The 18,617-nt window shown below is 39.6% G+C and carries 18 protein-coding genes and 1 pseudogene; 6 read left to right on the top strand and 13 right to left on the bottom strand.

Annotation, left to right across the window (positions count from 1 at the left end):
• Positions 1 to 65: 65 nt before the first annotated feature.
• From ADU73_RS01675 to ADU73_RS01690, 4 genes are all read right to left on the bottom strand, one after another.
• On the bottom strand, positions 66 to 659 hold the full coding sequence (locus ADU73_RS01675; RefSeq protein ID WP_046871255.1) for a peptidylprolyl isomerase: 594 nt from the start codon (positions 657 to 659) through the stop codon (positions 66 to 68).
• A 102-nt stretch (positions 660 to 761) separates the two neighbouring features.
• Complete coding sequence (locus ADU73_RS01680) at positions 762 to 1,664, bottom strand: TMEM175 family protein (protein WP_063510319.1); 903 nt, start codon at positions 1,662 to 1,664, stop codon at positions 762 to 764.
• Between the two features lie 23 nt (positions 1,665 to 1,687).
• Positions 1,688 to 3,463: an ABC transporter ATP-binding protein gene (locus ADU73_RS01685; RefSeq protein WP_062913117.1), complete on the bottom strand. Its 1,776-nt coding sequence runs from the start codon at positions 3,461 to 3,463 to the stop codon at positions 1,688 to 1,690.
• Between the two features lie 33 nt (positions 3,464 to 3,496).
• The gene (locus ADU73_RS01690; protein ID WP_046872555.1) at positions 3,497 to 4,033 is read right to left on the bottom strand and encodes a MarR family winged helix-turn-helix transcriptional regulator; all 537 of its coding nucleotides are present in this window, start codon (positions 4,031 to 4,033) and stop codon (positions 3,497 to 3,499) included.
• A 178-nt stretch (positions 4,034 to 4,211) separates the two neighbouring features.
• Between ADU73_RS01690 and ADU73_RS01695 the strand changes: the two genes are divergently transcribed.
• Positions 4,212 to 5,204, top strand: coding sequence for an alpha/beta fold hydrolase (locus tag ADU73_RS01695; protein ID WP_046872554.1), 993 nt, complete (start codon positions 4,212 to 4,214; stop codon positions 5,202 to 5,204).
• A gap of 83 nt (positions 5,205 to 5,287) precedes the next feature.
• Here the strand turns inward: ADU73_RS01695 and ADU73_RS01700 are convergent.
• The 7 genes and pseudogenes from ADU73_RS01700 to ADU73_RS01730 all read right to left on the bottom strand — a co-directional run bounded on the left by ADU73_RS01700 (position 5,288) and on the right by ADU73_RS01730 (position 12,049).
• Positions 5,288 to 6,263: pseudogene (locus tag ADU73_RS01700) on the bottom strand (aliphatic sulfonate ABC transporter substrate-binding protein).
• Positions 6,260 to 7,801 (bottom strand): AMP-binding protein, encoded by a 1,542-nt coding sequence (locus ADU73_RS01705; RefSeq protein WP_062913118.1) that lies wholly within the window; start codon positions 7,799 to 7,801, stop codon positions 6,260 to 6,262. The pseudogene ADU73_RS01700 and the gene ADU73_RS01705 overlap by 4 nt, the downstream one beginning before the upstream one ends.
• A 17-nt stretch (positions 7,802 to 7,818) precedes the next feature.
• Positions 7,819 to 9,042, bottom strand: a complete 1,224-nt coding sequence (locus tag ADU73_RS01710) for an acyltransferase (protein ID WP_056985962.1) — start codon at positions 9,040 to 9,042, stop codon at positions 7,819 to 7,821.
• Entirely contained in the window at positions 9,035 to 9,742 is a 708-nt protein-coding gene (locus tag ADU73_RS01715) for an ABC transporter ATP-binding protein (protein WP_046872552.1), read from the bottom strand. The genes ADU73_RS01710 and ADU73_RS01715 overlap by 8 nt, the downstream gene beginning before the upstream one ends.
• Positions 9,735 to 10,559, bottom strand: coding sequence for an ABC transporter permease subunit (locus ADU73_RS01720; RefSeq protein ID WP_046872551.1), 825 nt, complete (start codon positions 10,557 to 10,559; stop codon positions 9,735 to 9,737). Before ADU73_RS01720 ends, ADU73_RS01715 begins: the two co-directional genes overlap by 8 nt.
• A gap of 326 nt (positions 10,560 to 10,885) precedes the next feature.
• Positions 10,886 to 11,341 (bottom strand): acyl-CoA thioesterase, encoded by a 456-nt coding sequence (locus tag ADU73_RS01725; RefSeq protein ID WP_046872550.1) that lies wholly within the window; start codon positions 11,339 to 11,341, stop codon positions 10,886 to 10,888.
• Between the two features lie 150 nt (positions 11,342 to 11,491).
• Positions 11,492 to 12,049 carry an NADPH-dependent FMN reductase gene (locus ADU73_RS01730; RefSeq protein ID WP_046872549.1) on the bottom strand — a complete coding sequence of 186 codons (558 nt, stop codon included), beginning with the start codon at positions 12,047 to 12,049 and terminating at the stop codon, positions 11,492 to 11,494.
• A 211-nt stretch (positions 12,050 to 12,260) separates the two neighbouring features.
• Between ADU73_RS01730 and ADU73_RS01735 the strand changes: the two genes are divergently transcribed.
• A complete protein-coding gene (locus tag ADU73_RS01735; protein ID WP_046872548.1) occupies positions 12,261 to 13,586 on the top strand; it encodes a dihydrolipoyl dehydrogenase family protein in 1,326 nt (441 codons plus the stop codon).
• A 316-nt stretch (positions 13,587 to 13,902) separates the two neighbouring features.
• Here the strand turns inward: ADU73_RS01735 and lepA are convergent, their stop codons facing one another.
• Together lepA and ADU73_RS01745 are read right to left on the bottom strand one after the other, a co-directional pair.
• A complete protein-coding gene (gene lepA, locus ADU73_RS01740) occupies positions 13,903 to 15,696 on the bottom strand; it encodes a translation elongation factor 4 (RefSeq protein WP_046872547.1) in 1,794 nt (597 codons plus the stop codon).
• A gap of 68 nt (positions 15,697 to 15,764) precedes the next feature.
• Positions 15,765 to 16,184, bottom strand: coding sequence for a MerR family transcriptional regulator (locus ADU73_RS01745; RefSeq protein ID WP_046872546.1), 420 nt, complete (start codon positions 16,182 to 16,184; stop codon positions 15,765 to 15,767).
• 107 nt (positions 16,185 to 16,291) lie between these two features.
• Here ADU73_RS01745 and ADU73_RS01750 point away from each other — a divergent pair, with 107 nt between their 5' ends.
• From ADU73_RS01750 to ADU73_RS01765, 4 genes are all read left to right on the top strand, one after another.
• Entirely contained in the window at positions 16,292 to 17,314 is a 1,023-nt protein-coding gene (locus ADU73_RS01750) for an NAD-dependent epimerase/dehydratase family protein (protein WP_046872545.1), read from the top strand.
• Positions 17,315 to 17,541: 227 nt separating this feature from the next.
• Complete coding sequence (locus ADU73_RS01755) at positions 17,542 to 17,730, top strand: type II toxin-antitoxin system HicA family toxin (protein WP_046872544.1); 189 nt, start codon at positions 17,542 to 17,544, stop codon at positions 17,728 to 17,730.
• 46 nt (positions 17,731 to 17,776) lie between these two features.
• Complete coding sequence (locus tag ADU73_RS01760; protein ID WP_046872543.1) at positions 17,777 to 18,169, top strand: type II toxin-antitoxin system HicB family antitoxin; 393 nt, start codon at positions 17,777 to 17,779, stop codon at positions 18,167 to 18,169.
• A 28-nt stretch (positions 18,170 to 18,197) separates the two neighbouring features.
• Positions 18,198 to 18,590 (top strand): toxin-antitoxin system, antitoxin component, HicB family protein, encoded by a 393-nt coding sequence (locus ADU73_RS01765; protein ID WP_052694581.1) that lies wholly within the window; start codon positions 18,198 to 18,200, stop codon positions 18,588 to 18,590.
• The last annotated feature ends 27 nt before the right edge of the window (positions 18,591 to 18,617 follow it).

Raw genomic sequence — 18,617 nt, forward strand, 5'->3', positions numbered from 1 at the left:
CTCCTCGTATTTTAAAAAATACAAGGATCACAAAAATGTGTAATCCTTGCATCCCTATCTAATTCTTATTTCTGCGCATCTTCAATCACTACGGTTTTAATTGTGATATCTTCATTGGGTTTATCTTGATAGTCGCGCGCGGCGTTGCTGATCTTTTCAACAACATCTAATCCGCTGATTGTTTGGCCAAAGACCGTATGATGATGATCCAACCATGGTGTGCCGCCTTGCTTATAAGCTTCAATAATCTCACTCGGATAGCCAGCTTGTTTCATATCGGCTAACATGTCGGCTTGCACGTTTTCATTAGAGACAATGAAGAATTGGCTGCCATTCGTGTTTGGCCCCGCATTTGCCATGGACAAGGCGCCCTTTAAGTTAAACACCTCGTTAGAAAATTCGTCTTCGAATTCTTTACCGAAACTACTTTGACCACCAGCACCGGTACCAGTAGGATCGCCGCCTTGAATCATAAAATCAGGAATAACTCGATGAAAAATAATCCCGTCGTAGTAGCCCTGGTTAGCAAGTGCAACAAAGTTTTCTACCGCCTTTGGGGCTTGAGCAGGGAAAAGTTGAATCTTAATGTCCCCGAGGTTTGTTTGAATCGTTGCTTTAGGACCAGCAACATTTTCTAAATCAAGTTGTGGATATGTCATGTTGAATCTCCTTTTAAGTTTAGTGATTAATTTTAATTTTGTTTAACGAACAACCTATTTTCGCAGCTAAGCTAACCGCTGTCAAATTTAACTAATTCATGACTATTTTTTGGGCTTGTTGGTTTTATTGGGATTGTTGAGCTTGTCAGGCTTTTTATTTTGATCTGTTTGTCTTTCATACGGCTGCCTTGAAAAAGGCTGTCTTGAAAAGCCCGCTCCCATTGTTGACTGGTCAAAACCACCGTCTTTAAAGAGGTCGCGCATTTCTTTTGCCATATCCTCCTGCCAGTTCGGATTGGTCTGTCTTTGCTTCATATATTTATGGCTAATCTGACGCTGTTTTTTCCGATATTCTCGTAAATCTGTGTTTGAAAAATTTAAATATTTGTTCTGATCTGCCTGTGGCAAACTGGGAACTTCTTTTAAGTCCGTTTGATCATCTCTATTGAAGATGAAGGAAATTACAGGCAGGGCTAAATAACACCAAACAGCCCAAGTTGGTTTGAAATAAGCCAGAATCAAAACAACCACATTGATTATCCCAAGAAAATTACTGTGATTTTGATAAACTTTCCTGAAAATTCTCTGCACATCACTTTTTTCACTATACTCTTGGTGAACGACTTCAAAACTGACCAGCATGGATAATCCGCTCACAATAAACGTTAAAATTCCGTAAGCCATGACCGTATGTCGATTCGTATCCACTGTAATCAGTTTGGTAAAAATGGGAATCAGCGATAAAAACGCTAGAAACACGAACTCAGAGACGAACACCTTATTGTTGATTGTCTTTGCATCACTATATAAAACCGAGTGTTGATACCAAATGTTGGCAATATAACAAAAGCTAATGAAGAAGATCCCAATTGCTTTTCCAAACTGCAAGTATTCACTTAGCGAGTCATGTTGTGGCATTGGTAACTCCAATACCATAATGGTGATAATGATCGCAATCACCGCATCACTGAACGCATCTAGTCGTTCCTTTAGTTTTTCCATCATAATTATTCCTTCTATATAATCATTTATTCATTGGTTCCGACATCCTGAACTGCCAACTGATTTTCAACATACTCGCGATACAGCGGTAAAGTATCAATTAACTCTTGATGAGTCCCATGACCACTAACCTCTCCATGTTGAATAAAGTAGATTTGATCCGCATCCACAATCGTACTCAATCGATGGGCAATCACAAGTGTTGTCCGGTTAGCCATTAATTTTTCAAGCGCTTTTTGAACCATCATTTCTGATTCGGAATCCAAACTAGCGGTGGCCTCATCAAGCATCAAAATCTTGGGATCCCGCAAAAACGCGCGGGCAATGGCGATTCGTTGGCGTTGACCTCCGGAAAGCTTAGTCCCCCGTTCACCAACTTGTGTATCTAATCCGTGCTCCATTTGGGTCACAAAACCTTTAGCATAGGCCAAATCAAGCATCCGCCAAAGTTGATCATCAGAATATTCACCTTGTAAACCATACGTCAGGTTGTAGCGAATTGTTCCGCTCATCACCGCCGCATCTTGACTAACTAACCCAATTTGGTTACGCCATTCAGTCAAATTAATATCTTTAATCTCGGTATCACCAATCTTTATTTTACCGCTAGTAGGTTCATAAAAACGTTCTAGCAAACTAAAAATTGTTGTTTTTCCACCCCCGGAAGGCCCGGCAAACGCAATTACGGTATCAGGTTTCGCTGAAAATGAAATATCTTTTAAAACATCTTTTTTATCACTATACGAAAAATTAACGTGTTCAACAGACAGAGTCTTTCCCTGAGCGCTGGCTGGTTTCCCTGGTTTTTGCACCTCTTCCGTCACTTGAAGCAGCTCATGAATACGGGCCGTCGAGCCACTAGCCTTGGCCATGTTAGTGAAGAACTGACTCAAAATTGCAAACGGACCAATCATCTGCGTGAGGTACAGTAAGAAAGAAATGATGGTACCAAACGACATTGTGCCAGCTGTCACCCGACTAACACCATAAACTAGCGTACACACAATTAAAGCCATCATGGCCATTTGTGTGATGGGCTGGGTCACAGAATCATAAATGGCTTCTCTAAGGCCAATTTTATATAGTTTATTGATTTTCTTATATCCAGAAGACCGCTCCGCATTTTCAGCGGTAGAAGCTTTCACCAATTCTACAGTCCCTAGGGTTTCACTGACCCCACCATTAAATTCAGCCAACGCATCTTGTCTTGCGAGCGCAATTTTATGCGATCGTGAAATAACAGGCATAATACACAAAATAACCAATGGTACGCCCACAAACATGATTAACGTCATTTTCCAATCCATTATAACCATAAACACTAAGGCCCCAACTAACTGCAAAATGGAAGTAATCATGTTTGGTAAAGAATTGGCAATTAAATCTTTCACTTGCGAGGTATCATTGACCAATCTGGAAGTAATTTCACCAGATTTAGTTTCATCAAAATAGCCAACTGGTAAGGATAAAATCTTATTCCATAAAAACCGGCGTAATTTGCGAACTACATCTTCGCCAAAGAATCCTAACACGGCTCCTGAAACGGCGCTAATGACCGCTCCCAAAATACACAACACAATGATAATTATCACTAGTTTGGTATTAATCGAATGATGCAATTGATTAACCAGTTTTTGGGCAATTTTGGGCACGATCAATTGCGAGCCTGTGGCAATGATGCCTAAAAGCACACCAACAATTAATTGCCAGAAATGCGGTTTAATTTGTTTAACCAGACTTGCGAAATCTTTAAAATTAAATTTTGTTTGTTGCGTTTTTGCAGACTTATCTGTATTTTGCATCGCTTTATCTCCATTATGTCGCGTTGATTTAGTTTAAAAGTGGCGGTTACCCCAGTTTTTGGGATTAAACCCTTCTGGTGATTTGAAAAATTCCGTCCAGTTTTGGCGATTATCCCACTTTGATGAATTATCATTCAAATTCTTCAATAACTTTTGTAATAACACAACAAACTGTTGCTGTTCTTCATCAGATAAATTTTCAAAAAAAGAATCAGATAATTCATTTTTTAGCTTTCGGGAGTTAGCTAATGATTCACGTCCCTCATCAGTTAGCGAAATAAACGTTACTCGTTTGTCCTTAGGTGAAGCAGCTTTCTTAACCAAGCCACTTTCTTCCAGCTTACTAACAAGCACACTTGCCGAGCTAGGACGAATATCTAATTCTTCCACAATTTGGGAATTCGTTAAGGGCTCTTTGGCCAATAGCAATCGTAAAACTCGTAATTGTCCACGCTGATTAGCCTGCGGGGTATTGTCTTCCTGGCTACTACGCACAGCAGCTGCGACGAAAAATCTTTCTTGAAATAAATTGCCAAACAGACTAAGCAATTCTTGCGACATTTCTTGCATACTTGTTCCTCTTTTTTTAGTTAGTTTAAAATTTCTTTAACAGACGAAATCCATTGTACTTACTTAGTTAGAGCACGTCAACACCAAACTAACTACGCATAGTCACTTCATTTGCAAAATTATGGTCACCCTCTTACTATTTAGGAAAAGAATCCTAATCTCAAGAAGGTGGTTTTCATTGCTAAACTTTTTAAACAATTCAACGATTTCCCTTAATGGAAGAAAGTCACACCATCATTCTGCAAAAAACGCAATCTCATTTCACGATTACCTACCTATTAATGGCATTCAACAATGGGTCAGTATCGACGGCCAGCAAAAAACTAATCCCATCCTGTTTATTATTCACGGAGGACCAGCGTCTACCTATTCAATGTTTACAAAAGCCACTCAACTTTTCTCCACCCACTTTACTGTGGTGCATTGGGATCAGCGCGGTGCTGGAAAAACTTACTTGAAACAACCAGTTGTACCTAAAAATTTACAAACACTCGTTGATGACGGGCTCGCCCTTACCAAACAACTAAAGCATGCGTTTCCTAAGGCACCGATTGTGTTGCTCGGGAGTTCAATTGGGAGCATTATTGCCAATCTGATGTTGCAACAAGGTGAAAATCTTTATGCCGCCTATATCGCGACTGAACAAATGACCAGCCGTTCCCACCAAGTTGCGTTTAACCACCTTTTATCTGAATCCAAAGATCATCTTCTTAAAAAATCGTGGTTAAATAAGCTCCCTTATGATGCTGGTACCTGGTCCGCTAAACAAATTGCCCAATTCAATGTTTTCTCAGCTCTGCAGCAAACTGATGTGCCGAACATGGTAACCGATCTATTTATTAAAAATTTGCTGCACACCTATGGACTGAATGTACGAGATTGGTCTGCATTTTGTCGTGGCCTTTTGGCAAGCCGGCAGGCCATTCAACCGGAGTTAGACAGTTTTGACTATCGCCGCCTTTTATCAAAAACTGACGTCCCATTTTTTGTTTTCCAAGGTAGCCATGACCCAATCACGCCAGCAGCGGCTACGCGAACCTATTTCAATCAGGTTCAGGCCCCAGATAAACAAATGATCATTGTTCCCAACAGCGGTCATCTTTGTTTTTTTGCCAATCCGCAATTTTTCTTGGATAAGCTTGTTAACGTTGTTTTACCTGTTCTTGATTAAAAATTGAAAACGAAGAGTTTCACCTTTAGTCCTCAAAAAAACTGCTCTTAATAACGTTTCTACGTTATTAAAAGCAGTTTCTTTTATTGTTTAGTTGTGACTCCAGCAATCTTGGAAACTTTTACATCCTTATCTAGTAATCCCGCGGAATAAAAAGTATCGGCGATTTTTTGTTGTTGTTTCACAATCTTGGTTGTCATGGATCCCATTGAATAAGAGCGGCGATCAACCATCTTAGTCACAACCGCTTTAGACAGATTTAGGGATTTCATCATCATCGTAATTAGTTTTGTCTTGTGCGTATTAGCCCAATTCATATCTTCAGACATATACTCAGTTAAGTACCCCGACGCATCGGTATTATTCTTGGCAAAGCTTGCCATCGCCACAATAAAGTCGCGATTATAGCTAATTCCACCTTCTCCAGTGGTTAATAACTTGGCATTTTGTTGCACCTGCGCTTGTGAGGTGTACGGATCCCAGGTTGCCCAGGCATCGACCTTTCCTTTTGAAAAGGCCACATTCGCCGCTGATTGGTCCATATTGACCCAGGTAATGTCACTCGCCGACATCCCCGCTTTTTTCAAGGCTGATAAGAGTAAATATTGCGAACTAGTTCCTTTAGTGTAAGCAACGCGTTTTCCTTTCAGTTCTTTCACTGATTTAATATTTGAAGTAGCCGGAATCAAAATTCCCGTTCCTTTTTCCTTAGAGGCTCCAGCAGCAATGTACGTTAGTTTTACGCCTGAAGTTTGAGCAGTGATGGGCGGTGTATCACCTAAACGCGCATAATTGATACTGCCACTCTTTAAAGCTGTCATCAAAGCCGAACCATCTTGAAATTCTTTAAAAACAACTTGATAACCCTTGGCCTTCATTTTCTTTACTAAAACGCCTCGAGTTCTAGAAATATCGGCCGGATCGCCTTTTTGATACCCAACCACAATTTTTTTTCAAACTAGTATCACTACCGCTTACCTGTTGATGCCCGTAGTAAGCCACACCAATCCCAATTAGGACTACAAACAGTAAAATAAATCTTTTCCACTTCTTCTTCATTGATTTCCTCCAACCATGGTTGCCAGCAACTCATCTCGAAGTTTTGGCCGAACAACTTTACCGGTTGTGTTCCGCGGAAATTTGTCTACAAAAAGGATTTTAGTTGGCCGTTCAAATTTGGCTAATTTATGTTCGGTATAATTTAAGACCTCTTCTTTTACTAACCGTTTGCTACTTTTGGGCTCCTTCAAAACAATAACCGCGGTAACTTCTTCACCATACAAGTCATCTGGCAAGCCAATCACAGCCACTTGTTCAACAAATGGTAATTCATTTAAAACATTTTCAACCTTCGCCGGTGCCACCTTTTCACCACCACGACTAATCATTTCTTTTCGACGGCCCTTTACAAATAAATACCCGTCTTCATCAAGATAGCCTAAATCACCAGTTAAAAACCAACCATTAGTGAAGGAATCTGCATGAGGTTCTAAATAGTCTGCGATGACATGATCACCACGAACGGCAATTTCACCGACCACATTAGCTTCATCCGTCAATTTACCGTCCGCCACCAGTTTTAGTTCAGTAGCAAATGGTTTCCCCGCCGACCCAATTTTAGGCGCTTCAATTGGATTGATCGTACATTGGCTCGCCGTTTCTATCATCCCATAGCCTTCCAATATTTGCGTATTAAATTGCTTCTCAAAATCCGTCAACTTTTTTAAAGGGAGCGCAAAAGATGAACTCCGTAAAAAACGTAGATGAATTTGACTTTTGTATTCTTGATACTGAGCAATCGCATTTTCGTTCAAAAGCAAGATTGAAATAATTGTTGGCACAACTGATACCCAAGTGACCCTACCAATTGCCACTTGCTGCCAAAAATGACTGGCACTAAATTTCTTGGCAATCACCACTTTACCGCCGGACAACCGCATCTGAAACAAGGTCATCACTTGCGCATTAACATGAAACATTGGCATTAGAATCAAGGCAGTATCATTAGCAGTCATCTGATGACTATCACGATCGTGAATGGCGCCATTATAGAGTAATTCTTGGGTAAGTCCGACACTCTTAGGTTTACCCGTTGTTCCTGAAGTATGCAAAATCATGGCTAAATCAGTTTCCTTTATCGGCACTTGAATTGCCTGATTTCGTACTTGCAGTAACTGATCGTTTACCAAGAATGTAATTTCCTCGATCGTATTTAAAGCAATATACTCTTTTTTTATTTCCAAGTCCTGACTTAAATCACTCACAAACTTATTTTGGACAAAAATCGCTGAATATTGATTTGTGGCAATTTGCCTTCTTAGTTCATCTCCAGGGGTCGTATCGGCAATCGGCATGGCAATGGCTCCCAATTCCCAGATAGTTTGCATCAAAGCTGGATAAAAAATCGAATTTTCTAGGGCAATCAACACCCGATCGCCATTACCAATCTTGTTTTCAATCAATCGTTGTTTCAAACGTGCGACGTCTTCTTCCACTTGACCACGGGTCACCCAGTCACCAGTTTCTGCGTCTTGAAAAATCGGTTTAATCTGATCTTGCATCAACTCACTTTTAAGTGCTGAAATTAATTTTGTCATCCGATCGCTTCCTTTTCTTATTTTGTTTCGTTTAAGTTAATTACCTTTTCAGATTGCCGCTTGACTTTGCTAACAGTTTTAGAAACTGGTTTGCGACACCAATTCGGTCGTCCTATTAAAAATCCAAACGGTGGTACTTTGTAACAAAAATACGCAATTAGAAATGAGCACCCAACTACAAAAATGTAACCGAGGGGCAAAGCCAATAACATTGCCCAAGTTGGAATAAATGAAAGTTTTGCCAACCAATTATCTAAAATTAAAATTGGAATTGTTTGTGATAAGTAGATTCCGAAAGATACCTTAGATCCTGTGGCAACAAATTTTTCGATCAAAGGATTCAATCCGTGCGTACGTTTATAGGCGTAACGTTTCCCTAGATAGAAAACAAATGCCACCATTACCAGCGCGTAAATCATGATGTAAGGCTGGTGCACAATTTGAATGCTTGAATAAGGTAATTTCAAAAGGTAAGTATTGCCATAATACAAGCCGACGGTCCCCAACGCTAAGATCCCAGCACTAATTCCGATAGCTTTGGCATGCGTCATAATAAAACTTGTAACTTTTTGATAATGAATTGCCGCATAGGCTCCGGCCATGAAATAAACTTGGTACACAAGAATATTCATCCCGTATGACCGAAAGATGTACCACCAGGAATCCGTATTAACATGGGGCAACCAATATTTGATGGCAATTAGCAACATCAATTGCGCCAAAATACTAACTAGCATCATAAACTCGTGATTCTTGGGAAATCGTTTAAACAGCGCTACGATCAACGGAAAGATAAGATACAATTGAAAAATCACAAATACATAGTATAAATAAAAATTACTCCCGTGGGTCACACCATAAACAAAATCTGACCAGAATTTCTGTCCATTTAGTGCCGTCCCGGTAATCAAGCTGGTCGCCACTAACAAAATTGCGTTCCATGCCAAGTAAGGAATTCCAGTACTCTTGTATCGCTTTTTCCAGAAGGTTCCCCAATGATGTTCCCGATTATAGTAGTTTAAAAATAAAACAAGTCCCGTCATGAACATAAAACCCATTCGGGTAAAATGCAGTGACAAGTGAGTTGCGTGTAAGAAATTTTTGCTTACACTGTCTGCCATTGCCATTGAAAATGCTGTCGTTGTATGATTTAAAAGCACTCCAAAGATAAATATTACGCGCATCAGGTCAACCTCAAATAAGTAAGGCCTCCCGTGCCTCGTTTTCTTATTTTCAGCCATTAATTGTCTCCTCATCCATAATGTCATGTAATACTCTTTCAGCAGCTACAGCCACCTTAGTCGGATCGTCTTTACTAACACCGGCTTCTTCGTAACGATTAGTTCCATTTCGAATGACCACCACCCGATCAGCCATGCGCACCGCCTCATTTACGTCATGGGTAACTAAAACAGTTGTCAATTTCTGTTCCTGACAGATTTTTAAAATTAAATCCTGCATTTGGCGTCGGGTCAAAGCATCCAAAGCGCCTAAAGGTTCGTCTAACAAAAGAAGTTGTGGATGAGCCATTAATGCTCGGGCTAAGGCGACCCGTTGCTTTTGTCCACCAGACAGTTGCCTAGGATATTGACTAGCCAACGTTTCTAGACCAACTAGTTCTAACATTTTAGCAGCTTCTGTTTGTTGCTCTTTTTGATTACTTTGAAAAGATACATTTTCTAAAACAGTCATCCAAGGTAACAGGCGATCATTTTGAAACATGACTCGGATCACAGGGTTGTCATTGGCAAATTTAATTTCCCCAGCACTAGGCTGTTCTAACCCAGCAATTAAACGAAGTAACGTACTTTTTCCACCACCACTCATTCCTACTAAAGCGAGGAACTCCTGATCAGCAATCGTTAAATCAATATCATGTAAAATTTGTTTAGAACCATAGCTTTTTTGAACATCAGTAATTTCAACAAACTGTTTAGTCATTCATTTCTCTTCCTTTAGCATTGCGCCAATCCAGCATGTAGCTTTCCAAACCTTTGGCAATCAAATCTGATAGTTTTCCTAACAAAGCATAAATAAAAATGCATAATAGGATCGTTTTCATATCCATAAACTCTTCGGCGTTAGTTGACATGTATCCAATTCCTGAATCCGATGCAATCGTTTCAGCCACAATTAAAGTTGTCCACATAACACCAAGTGCATATCGAACACCCATTAAAATGGTGGGCATTGCACCAGGCAAGATGATTTTTTTGAGTAATTGGAAGCGAGATAATCCATACGATTTTCCCATCTCAATTAGTTCAGGATCAACTGATCGAATGCCATGCAATGTATTAATATAAATCGGGAACATAACTCCGATAGCAACTAATGAGATTTTTGCTGACTCACCAATGCCAATCACAATAATCACCAACGGAATCAAGGACAGATGCGGAATATTTCGTAACATTTGAACCGTCGTGTCCGTTAAACTTCGAGAAATTTTTGACACACCATTAATAAATCCTAAGAGAAATCCTGCTGTACCACCAATTGCAAAGCCCACTATGGCTCGATACAAACTAATGCTGATATTTTTTTGTAGTTCTCCCGTTTGGCTAAGCGCAATGCCATCTTGAATGACGGCAACAGGAGATGGCAAGGTATCACTTGATAGCCAACCTATCGAACTAGCTAATTGCCAAATTCCAATTAAACCAACAGGAATCAACCATGGCAAAAATTGTTGCCAAGGAAATTTTCTTTTCTTTTTCTCTATTAGTAATGGTTGCGTTTTTGAAATACTTTCCATGTGCACATCAGCTTCTTTCTTTTTTGTGTTCTTATGCAATGAATTAAGCTTACTGACTATTTATGCATTTTTTGGGGTGATAAAAGTTGTCATTTTGTGAAACTTTTATCACCAATAATCAAGCAAATCTTAAGATTCATAGACAAAAAAAGAAGCAAATCATGCTTTGCAACAGGGTTTCTGGCCTTATTTCAAAGTAAAGATTTGCTTCACAATCTGTTCAAACACATAAAATGAAAATTAAATTTTTTGAATATATTAACTAATTCGCGATATTAACTAATTACATTTATTTAAAACTATCTAATCGTTTTACATTATCTTGATTATTCTTCTGTCCAGCGTTTTGCCAGCTCATGATCTTCTAGCGATCTTTGTTGCCGTTTAAGAAAATCGGCCGCAATTTGTTTTTCTTCGTCAGTCTCTGGAACAACTTCTGGTAAACGATAATCCTTTTTCAACACAATATAGGTAAAAAATGCATAAGCAATCAGCTCATGGCTTGAATTGTAGGCTCTGCCAAACACTTCAGCGACCCGCTCATCGGTTCCGGAAACGGTCGACACAATCGTAATCGTATCGCCTAGTTTCCCAGGTCGCAGAAATCTAACCTTATCCACACTGCCAGTTACGGCATTTTCATTCGTTAACTTCCGGATTGCATTGGCAAAGTTCAGATCCATTTCTGCAACCGTCTTGCCACCAAATAAAATTCCTAAATAGTTTAAGTCTTTTTTAGTTACCAAAAATTTATTTTCATACCGTGTTTCACTAGTTTTCATCAAGTTTACCACCTTGTTTAAGTCTGAATCTCATTGTAAAGCAATGGATAGTAGCTTGTCCAACACACTTATTGGCAAAATAAAAAGATTGATTCAAGCAGGATTTTTAGTCATGACTAAAAATCGAACTCGTTTCAATCCTTTAAAATACTAGTCTTTAAATCGGTTAATTAAATCAACAAAGGTGTCCATCGCGCTTTGCAAAAACTTAATTGTGCCTTCATTTGTAATCTTCAAGTTATCATCAAGAATATTTGTGACATTTCCTAAATAAACCTCTGGTTGTTGAACAACTGGCATATTCAAGAATACTAATGATTGCCGCAAGTGATGGTTCGCACCAAAGCCACTGATGGCACCAGGGGAAACACTCAAAATAATAGCTGGTTTTTTATCCCAAACACTGGCACCATAAGGTCGTGAGCCAACATCGATGGCGTTTTTCAAAACACCGGGAACGGAACGGTTGTACTCTGGTGTTGCAAAAATCACAGCATCAACCGTCTGCATTTCTTCACGGAATTTCTTCCAGCTTTCGGGTACACGGTTTTCATCATCAAAATCTTGGTTATAAAGATCAAGATCCCCAATATTAATTTGTTTTACGACATAATCCTTTGGTAACAATGCCGCCGTTTGCTCGGCAACTGCTCTGGTGTATGACCCTTTTCTTAAACTTCCAACAATTAATCCAACTGTAGTTGACATATATAAATACCTCACTTTTCATTTACTATTAGTAAGTATACAATCATCAGATTTAAAACGCCACTATTTATACTCTGCCTATTTCAAAAAATGCCTTCATTTAAAAAAACTAGCTTTTGTTAGTCCTTTCCTTTGCACAATTATAACGGTCGTGCTAGCTTTAAGGTAAATTTCTTATCTATAAAATAAATCATTTAAGGAGCTGGTATCTATGTTCGATGTTTTATTTATTGGTAGTGGTCAAGGAGCCTGGAACGGCGCCATTCCTATGAGTCAGGCCGGTTTAAAAGTTGCCGTAATTGAAGAAGGCTTGTTTGGCGGAGTTTGTACCAATCGTGGTTGTAATGCAAAAATCGCATTGGATAAGCCCGTTGAGTTGGTTCAGACCATTGAACAGTTACAAGGACGCGGATTTGACAGTGTTCCGAAGATTAACTGGCCAGATTTAATGGCCCATAAACATGAAGTGATTGGCAAACTAGCCGAAAGTAATAAACAAAAATTAATTGATGGTGGCGTAAAAGTCATTGTGGGCCACGGCACCTTAGTGGATGCCAATACGGTTCAAGTTGGCGAGTCGACCTACCAATCCAAAAAGATTGTGTTAGTTTTAGGCCAGCATTCCCACCGGTTGGATATCCCTGGCAAAGAATATTTACATGACAGCACCGATTTCTTGTCGATTCCTCAGATGCCAAACCGGCTCACTATTATTGGCGCTGGTTACGTCGGAATGGAATTTGCTTCGATTGCCAACGCAGTGGGAGCTTCGGTAAACGTCATCTTAAACAGTCATACACCGTTGCGCAGTTTCTACCAGCCGTATGTCCAGCGTCTTGTGAAAAGTCTTAGAGCGCGCGGCGTTAAGTTCTTTTATGACCAAGAAATTACTAAGGTGGTCAAAACAGAAACCGGTTTGCGTTTACAAGGACCTGATCAGTTCGAACTAACCAGTGATTACATTGTGGATGCAAGCGGTCGAATTCCAAGCTTGACAAATAGTGGTTTGGAAAAATTAGGCATTGCTACAAATAAAAATGGTATTGAAGTCGATGATCACTTACAAACCAACATTCCCGGAATTTATGCAACGGGTGATGTGGTAGACAAAACGCAACCGAAAATCACCCCAACAGCCATTTTTGAATCCCAGTATTTAGCGCAATTATTTACTGGTAAAAGCACTGCTGCCATTAGCTATCCCACCATTGCAACCACGGTCTTCTCTACGCCCCGAATTTCACAAGCTGGTGTTAATCCTGATGTGGCGGCTAAATCGCCTGATAAGTACACCATCGAACATTTTGAGTACGCCGATGATTGGTTCAAACAAGTACAAAATGAAATTGACGGTGGGCTGACCTTAGTGTTTGATCAAGAACACATTCTGGTGGGTGCCGTTGAATATAGTAATGAAGCGGTTGATGCAATTAATGGCTTGTTAGATATTATTGAATTGCGGCTGACTCATGAACAGGTCCAACGATTCATTTACACATTTCCAAGTATTCAGCATAGTTATTTCCGGAAAATTTAATTTGAAACTAAAATGCGTCACAAGCCTAAATCTAGCTTGTGACGCATTTTTATTCTATAGATCTACAGGTTTAAAGTACAAAGTCTCACCTAATTACCTGGTACAAAGGGATTAACAACAATGCTATTAGTTTAGATGACGTCTTCCAGCAAATTCGGACCGGAACGTAGTGCGACTTCTTGCGGCTATCCTTGCCACAAGAACTCGCACCCCGTTCCAGGCCAATTAAGCCGGAGAACGGCAATTAATCTGATTTTGGTAGAGTAAACTGCTTTATAACAGTAACTGAAATCATTTTTGTACTTTCAACCTTTAGCTATAGATCTAACTCCAAAACTGCATTAAATACTTCTTGCGGTAAATCACTAGTATTTTTAGCAGATTTACGTTTGTTAACTCCCTGACGGTGAAGCAATGCCTGTTTCTTAGCAGCGCCCTTTTTCCCACCAGAAGTGGCACCTTTTCTTAGCGGTGGAATGTCAACTCTGGCAACGGCCTTACCTTCCACCACCGCCTGCACAGGGGTAGGATAAAGGCGTCGTGGTACCGCAACCTTTAATTTCTTAACCAATTCCTGAGTTAGTTTATCAGCGTCCTGACGGTGAACTACAAAAGATAAAGCATCAACGGTCGCATAGTTAATATCAACTTCAACTTTGACCAGATCAGCAACCTCATAGTCGAGCGCCGTCGTATCCAAAGTGGCATACCCGTGTGACACGGATTTTAACTGATTGAAAAACTCATAAGCCACTTCCGAAGTCGGCATTTTATACGTTAAGACAATCAAATCTGCCTGATTATCCATGTCTAATAACGTACTTTTGTGCTTTTCCGCCAGTTTCATAACTTCGCTCAATAAGTCATTCGGCGTGGTGATCTCCGCCTTAACAAATGGTTCTTCGACATAGGAAATTTTTGAGAATTCTGGAAAATTAATTGGATTGTTCACAATCATCGGTTCTGTTTTCCCGTTTAAATACACATGATAGGTAACGTTTGGTGCAGTCGTGAGAACCTCCAAACCATATTCATCCTGCAAACGTTCACGAATAATCTGCAAATGCAGCATCCCTAGAAAGCCACAGCGAAATCCAGCCCCAAGTGCTTCCGAGTTTTCAAGTGTGTAGTGAAACGAAGAATCATTTAAAGATAACTTTTCAATTGCTAATTTCAATTCATTATAATTATTGTCTTTCGGATAGAAACCGGCAAATACCATCGATTTAGCCGGTTCATAGCCAGCCAGTGGTTGTTTAGTTGTATTGGTAACCGAAGTCATGGTATCTCCAACTCGGACTAATTGTGGATCTTTCAAACCCGTGACCACGTAACCAACATCCCCCGCGTTTAACTCATCAATAGGTGTCATATTTGGCGCAAAGTAGCCCAGTGAATTAGCAGAAACCTTTGTTTGTTTGGCCATTAATAACAAGTCGTCATCTGCTTTTATCGAGCCATCAATCAACCGGACATACGCGATAATCCCCTTAAAAGCATCATACATATAGTCGAATACCAGCGCTTTTAGCGGTGCATGCTTGTCTCCGGTTGGTGCCGGGATCGTGGTTCGAATGGCCTCTAAAACTTCGTGAACGCCCATCCCCGTCTTAGCAGAGATTTTCAGCATGTCTAAATTTTCAAAACTGGAATCCAATTTTTGAATTTGAGCTTCCGTTCTTGGCACATCTGCAGCGTCACTATCAACCTTGTTAATCACTGGAATAATCACTAAATGATTCTGTTTGGCAAGTCGTAAATTGGCTACCGTTTGCGCCTGGACACCCTGAGTGGCATCAACCAACAGAATGGCACCATCACTCGCTGCTAAGCTTTTGGAAACTTCATAAGAAAAATCCACATGTCCGGGGGTATCAATAAAGTTATATTCATACGTTTGCCCATCATCAGCTTCATAATGATTCCGCACTGTTCTCGATTTGACGGTAATTCCATGAGCCTGTTCAACTTCCATGTCATCCAATAACTGGGCCTTTGTGTCCCGCTCACTAACGGTATGGGTTTGTTCCATGATGCGATCGGCCAAGGTCGACTTACCGTGATCAATATGGGCAATGATTGAGAAGTTCCGAATGTTTGCTTGCTTCATTTTTTATTTATCTACTTTCTTTTTTAATTGCTGATCGGTATAAACTGATTTGTCGTCTGCTTAATTATTTACATTTTACTAGCTTGTTTTTCTTCTTTAACATACTGTCTCGCTTGATTAATCGTTTCAACGGCCTCCGGAGATTGATAGATATTTAATTTGTAATCAATTTCCTTTAAATTTTCGGTTAATTGTTGCTGCTTGGCCAAAACTTTCGCTCGTTGCGCCGAAAGTAATTTGATCCTTTTCCCAATTGTCGCCGATCCGGCCATCACGTAATCCACATACTGACGAATATCACTAATTTTCATATCCGTATTTTTAAGGCAACAAATCGTATGAATGATGCTCAGATCGGATTCCGTAAACGTTCGATAACCCGCCTCGTTTCGCATCACAAAGGGCAACAAGCCTTGTTTATCATAAAAACGGAGTGTGTAAATCGACAAGCCTGTCTTTTGGGCAACCTCTTTAATCGTATAAGTCATATTTTATCTCTTTTCGTAAATTAAGTCTTGCCCTAGAGTTATGTCGAGGGTTTATGGTTATCATCATAAACAATAACTAACAAACATTCAACTACATGGAGGTAATTATGAAAAAAACTGTTTTAGTAACTGGTGGTAATGGCTTTTTGAGCATGCAACTGATTTTGGAGCTTTTAAAACAAGGATACACGGTCCGAACTACTTTACGATTGCTTCAAAAAAAATCTGGTGTCTTGGCGACCCTCAAGGCCAATCATGCAGTCAATCTTGGAAACTTAAATTTCGTCGTCGCTGATTTAACCAGTGATACTGGTTGGCAAGATGCCATGCAGGGAATGACCTACGTTTTAAGTGTCGCTGCACCCATGTTTTCAACCGATAAAGCTCATATAAATGATGCCAAGGATGGTATTTTACGCATTCTTAAACAGGCCCAATTAGCTCAGGTAAAACGCGTGGTGATGACCGCCAATTTTGGCGCCATCGGTTTTAGTAATAAGGATAAACATTCGGTAACGACCGAAACAGACTGGACTAATTTTGATGAAAAAGGTTTCTCTTTATATGAAAAATCAAAAGCAATCGCCGAAAAAGCTGCCTGGCAATTTATGGATAAATCATCCAGCAATTTAGAATTTACCACTATTAATCCAGTGGCAATTCTTGGGACCTCCCTCAACGAACATGTTTCTGGGAGCTTTGGGTTAATCAAAAGTTTGATTGACGGCTCGCTCAAAATGATTCCTAATATTCCCTTAAACGTGGTCGATGTGCGTGACGTCGTTGATTTACACATTCGGGCCATGACAAATCCAAAGGCGAATGGCGAGCGTTTCATTGCCAGTGAGGATGGTCAAATTTCACTGCCAGAAATTGCTGCCTTAATCAGGAAAGCTCGTCCTCAGCTTAGTGATCAAATTCCGACAAAAATTATGCCAAACTGGATAATGCGAGTTGGTGCTCCGTTTAGTAAGCAAGCTCAAGAAGGTAAGTTACTCTTGGATATCAACCGCAACGTTAGCAATCAAAAGGCTAAACAGGTGTTGGGATGGCAACCGCTGAGTAACAATGAAGAAACTGTTCTGGGTGCCGTTGATTCTTTGGTTAAATATGATCTGCTGAAAAAATAAGCATAAGGAGTCAATCTACTGCACACGTAGATTGACTTTTTTGTTTTATTTTTTTGGATTAATCCTTATGTTGATCAAAGAATCCCGAAGCTAATGAAATTAAAAATTGATCAACTATTTATGCGTATTTAAAATTAGAGAAATTAATAAGCAGTTTTTTATAAGTATGATGTGTATAGATTGAAAATACACAAGTATGTATTATATAATTTAAGGAGTGCTTTAGATTGCCCATAAAAACTAGAAAATTTGAGAATATCTTACGCAAAAATGGCTTTGAAGCTATTCGTCAAACAGGTTCTCATCGAACTTATTACAACCCTGATACGCACAAGCAACTGGTCGTTCCAATTCATGCCCGAGAAATACCAAAAGGACTCTTGAATAAAATGATGAAACAGGCCGGTCTAAAATAAAAATTTGTCGGTTTAGTCCACAGCCAACCACTAGAAAGGAACTATTATGAAAAAAGCCAACATCGTGACATATCCAGCATTAATCACACCAGATGAACACAACACTTATGATATTGAATTCGTGGATATTCCAGAAGCCTTGTCATTTGGAAATTCGATTAACGATGCCGTCATTCATGGTCAAGAAGCACTTGGCCTAGCTTTATACAGTCGCAAGCCATTACCTGCGGCAACTGCCATTGAGAATATTAACAAAGAAGATAACCAGATGATTGTCATTGTCTCCGTTGATTTGAACATTATTAAATCACAGGTTAAAGAACCAACTATCCATAAAAATGTAACTGTACCCGCAGATCTAGCAGAGCAAGCCCAACAACAGGGCATTAATTTTTCGGCAACTTTGTCAGATGCACTTAGAGAAAAACTTGATATTTAACTTCAATATTTAGAAAGGATCGATATTTATGTCTGTTAAAAATAGAGAATATATTTATCCAGTAATTATTACACCAGAATCATCCGAACCACATACATTTACAGTTGAAATTCCGGATATTGATGGCATGACAGAAGGAAACAGTGTGAGCGACGCATTAGATATGGCGGTTGATTATGTTGGCGCGTACAGTCTAGATAATGAATTACCACCATCGAATACTAATTTACCCAAACAACATGGAAATCAAATTATTTCGCTCATTCAAGTTCACCCTGATGAATATCGGCGGAAACATGACAACAAAGTTATCAAAAAAACATTATCCATTCCAAACTATCTAAACGAACTAGGGAAAGAACAAAACATCAATTTTTCAGAAGTCCTCACTGAATCACTCAAAGAAAGACTTAAAATCTAAATAACTGTTTTGTTTCCTTCAACTTTC

This window comes from Pediococcus damnosus, from assembly GCF_001611155.1.
In the GTDB taxonomy this organism is placed as follows: domain Bacteria; phylum Bacillota; class Bacilli; order Lactobacillales; family Lactobacillaceae; genus Pediococcus; species Pediococcus damnosus.

Coding starts and splice junctions, on each gene's coding strand:
- ADU73_RS01675 (WP_046871255.1), bottom strand. CDS start 659: ATGACATATCCACAACTTGATTTAGAAAATGTTGCTGGTCCTAAAGCA.
- ADU73_RS01680 (WP_063510319.1), bottom strand. CDS start 1,664: ATGATGGAAAAACTAAAGGAACGACTAGATGCGTTCAGTGATGCGGTG.
- ADU73_RS01685 (WP_062913117.1), bottom strand. CDS start 3,463: ATGCAAAATACAGATAAGTCTGCAAAAACGCAACAAACAAAATTTAAT.
- ADU73_RS01690 (WP_046872555.1), bottom strand. CDS start 4,033: ATGCAAGAAATGTCGCAAGAATTGCTTAGTCTGTTTGGCAATTTATTT.
- ADU73_RS01705 (WP_062913118.1), bottom strand. CDS start 7,801: ATGACAAAATTAATTTCAGCACTTAAAAGTGAGTTGATGCAAGATCAG.
- ADU73_RS01710 (WP_056985962.1), bottom strand. CDS start 9,042: ATGGCTGAAAATAAGAAAACGAGGCACGGGAGGCCTTACTTATTTGAG.
- ADU73_RS01715 (WP_046872552.1), bottom strand. CDS start 9,742: ATGACTAAACAGTTTGTTGAAATTACTGATGTTCAAAAAAGCTATGGT.
- ADU73_RS01720 (WP_046872551.1), bottom strand. CDS start 10,559: ATGGAAAGTATTTCAAAAACGCAACCATTACTAATAGAGAAAAAGAAA.
- ADU73_RS01725 (WP_046872550.1), bottom strand. CDS start 11,341: ATGAAAACTAGTGAAACACGGTATGAAAATAAATTTTTGGTAACTAAA.
- ADU73_RS01730 (WP_046872549.1), bottom strand. CDS start 12,049: ATGTCAACTACAGTTGGATTAATTGTTGGAAGTTTAAGAAAAGGGTCA.
- ADU73_RS01735 (WP_046872548.1), top strand. CDS start 12,261: ATGTTCGATGTTTTATTTATTGGTAGTGGTCAAGGAGCCTGGAACGGC.
- lepA (WP_046872547.1), bottom strand. CDS start 15,696: ATGAAGCAAGCAAACATTCGGAACTTCTCAATCATTGCCCATATTGAT.
- ADU73_RS01745 (WP_046872546.1), bottom strand. CDS start 16,184: ATGACTTATACGATTAAAGAGGTTGCCCAAAAGACAGGCTTGTCGATT.
- ADU73_RS01750 (WP_046872545.1), top strand. CDS start 16,292: ATGAAAAAAACTGTTTTAGTAACTGGTGGTAATGGCTTTTTGAGCATG.
- ADU73_RS01760 (WP_046872543.1), top strand. CDS start 17,777: ATGAAAAAAGCCAACATCGTGACATATCCAGCATTAATCACACCAGAT.
- ADU73_RS01765 (WP_052694581.1), top strand. CDS start 18,198: ATGTCTGTTAAAAATAGAGAATATATTTATCCAGTAATTATTACACCA.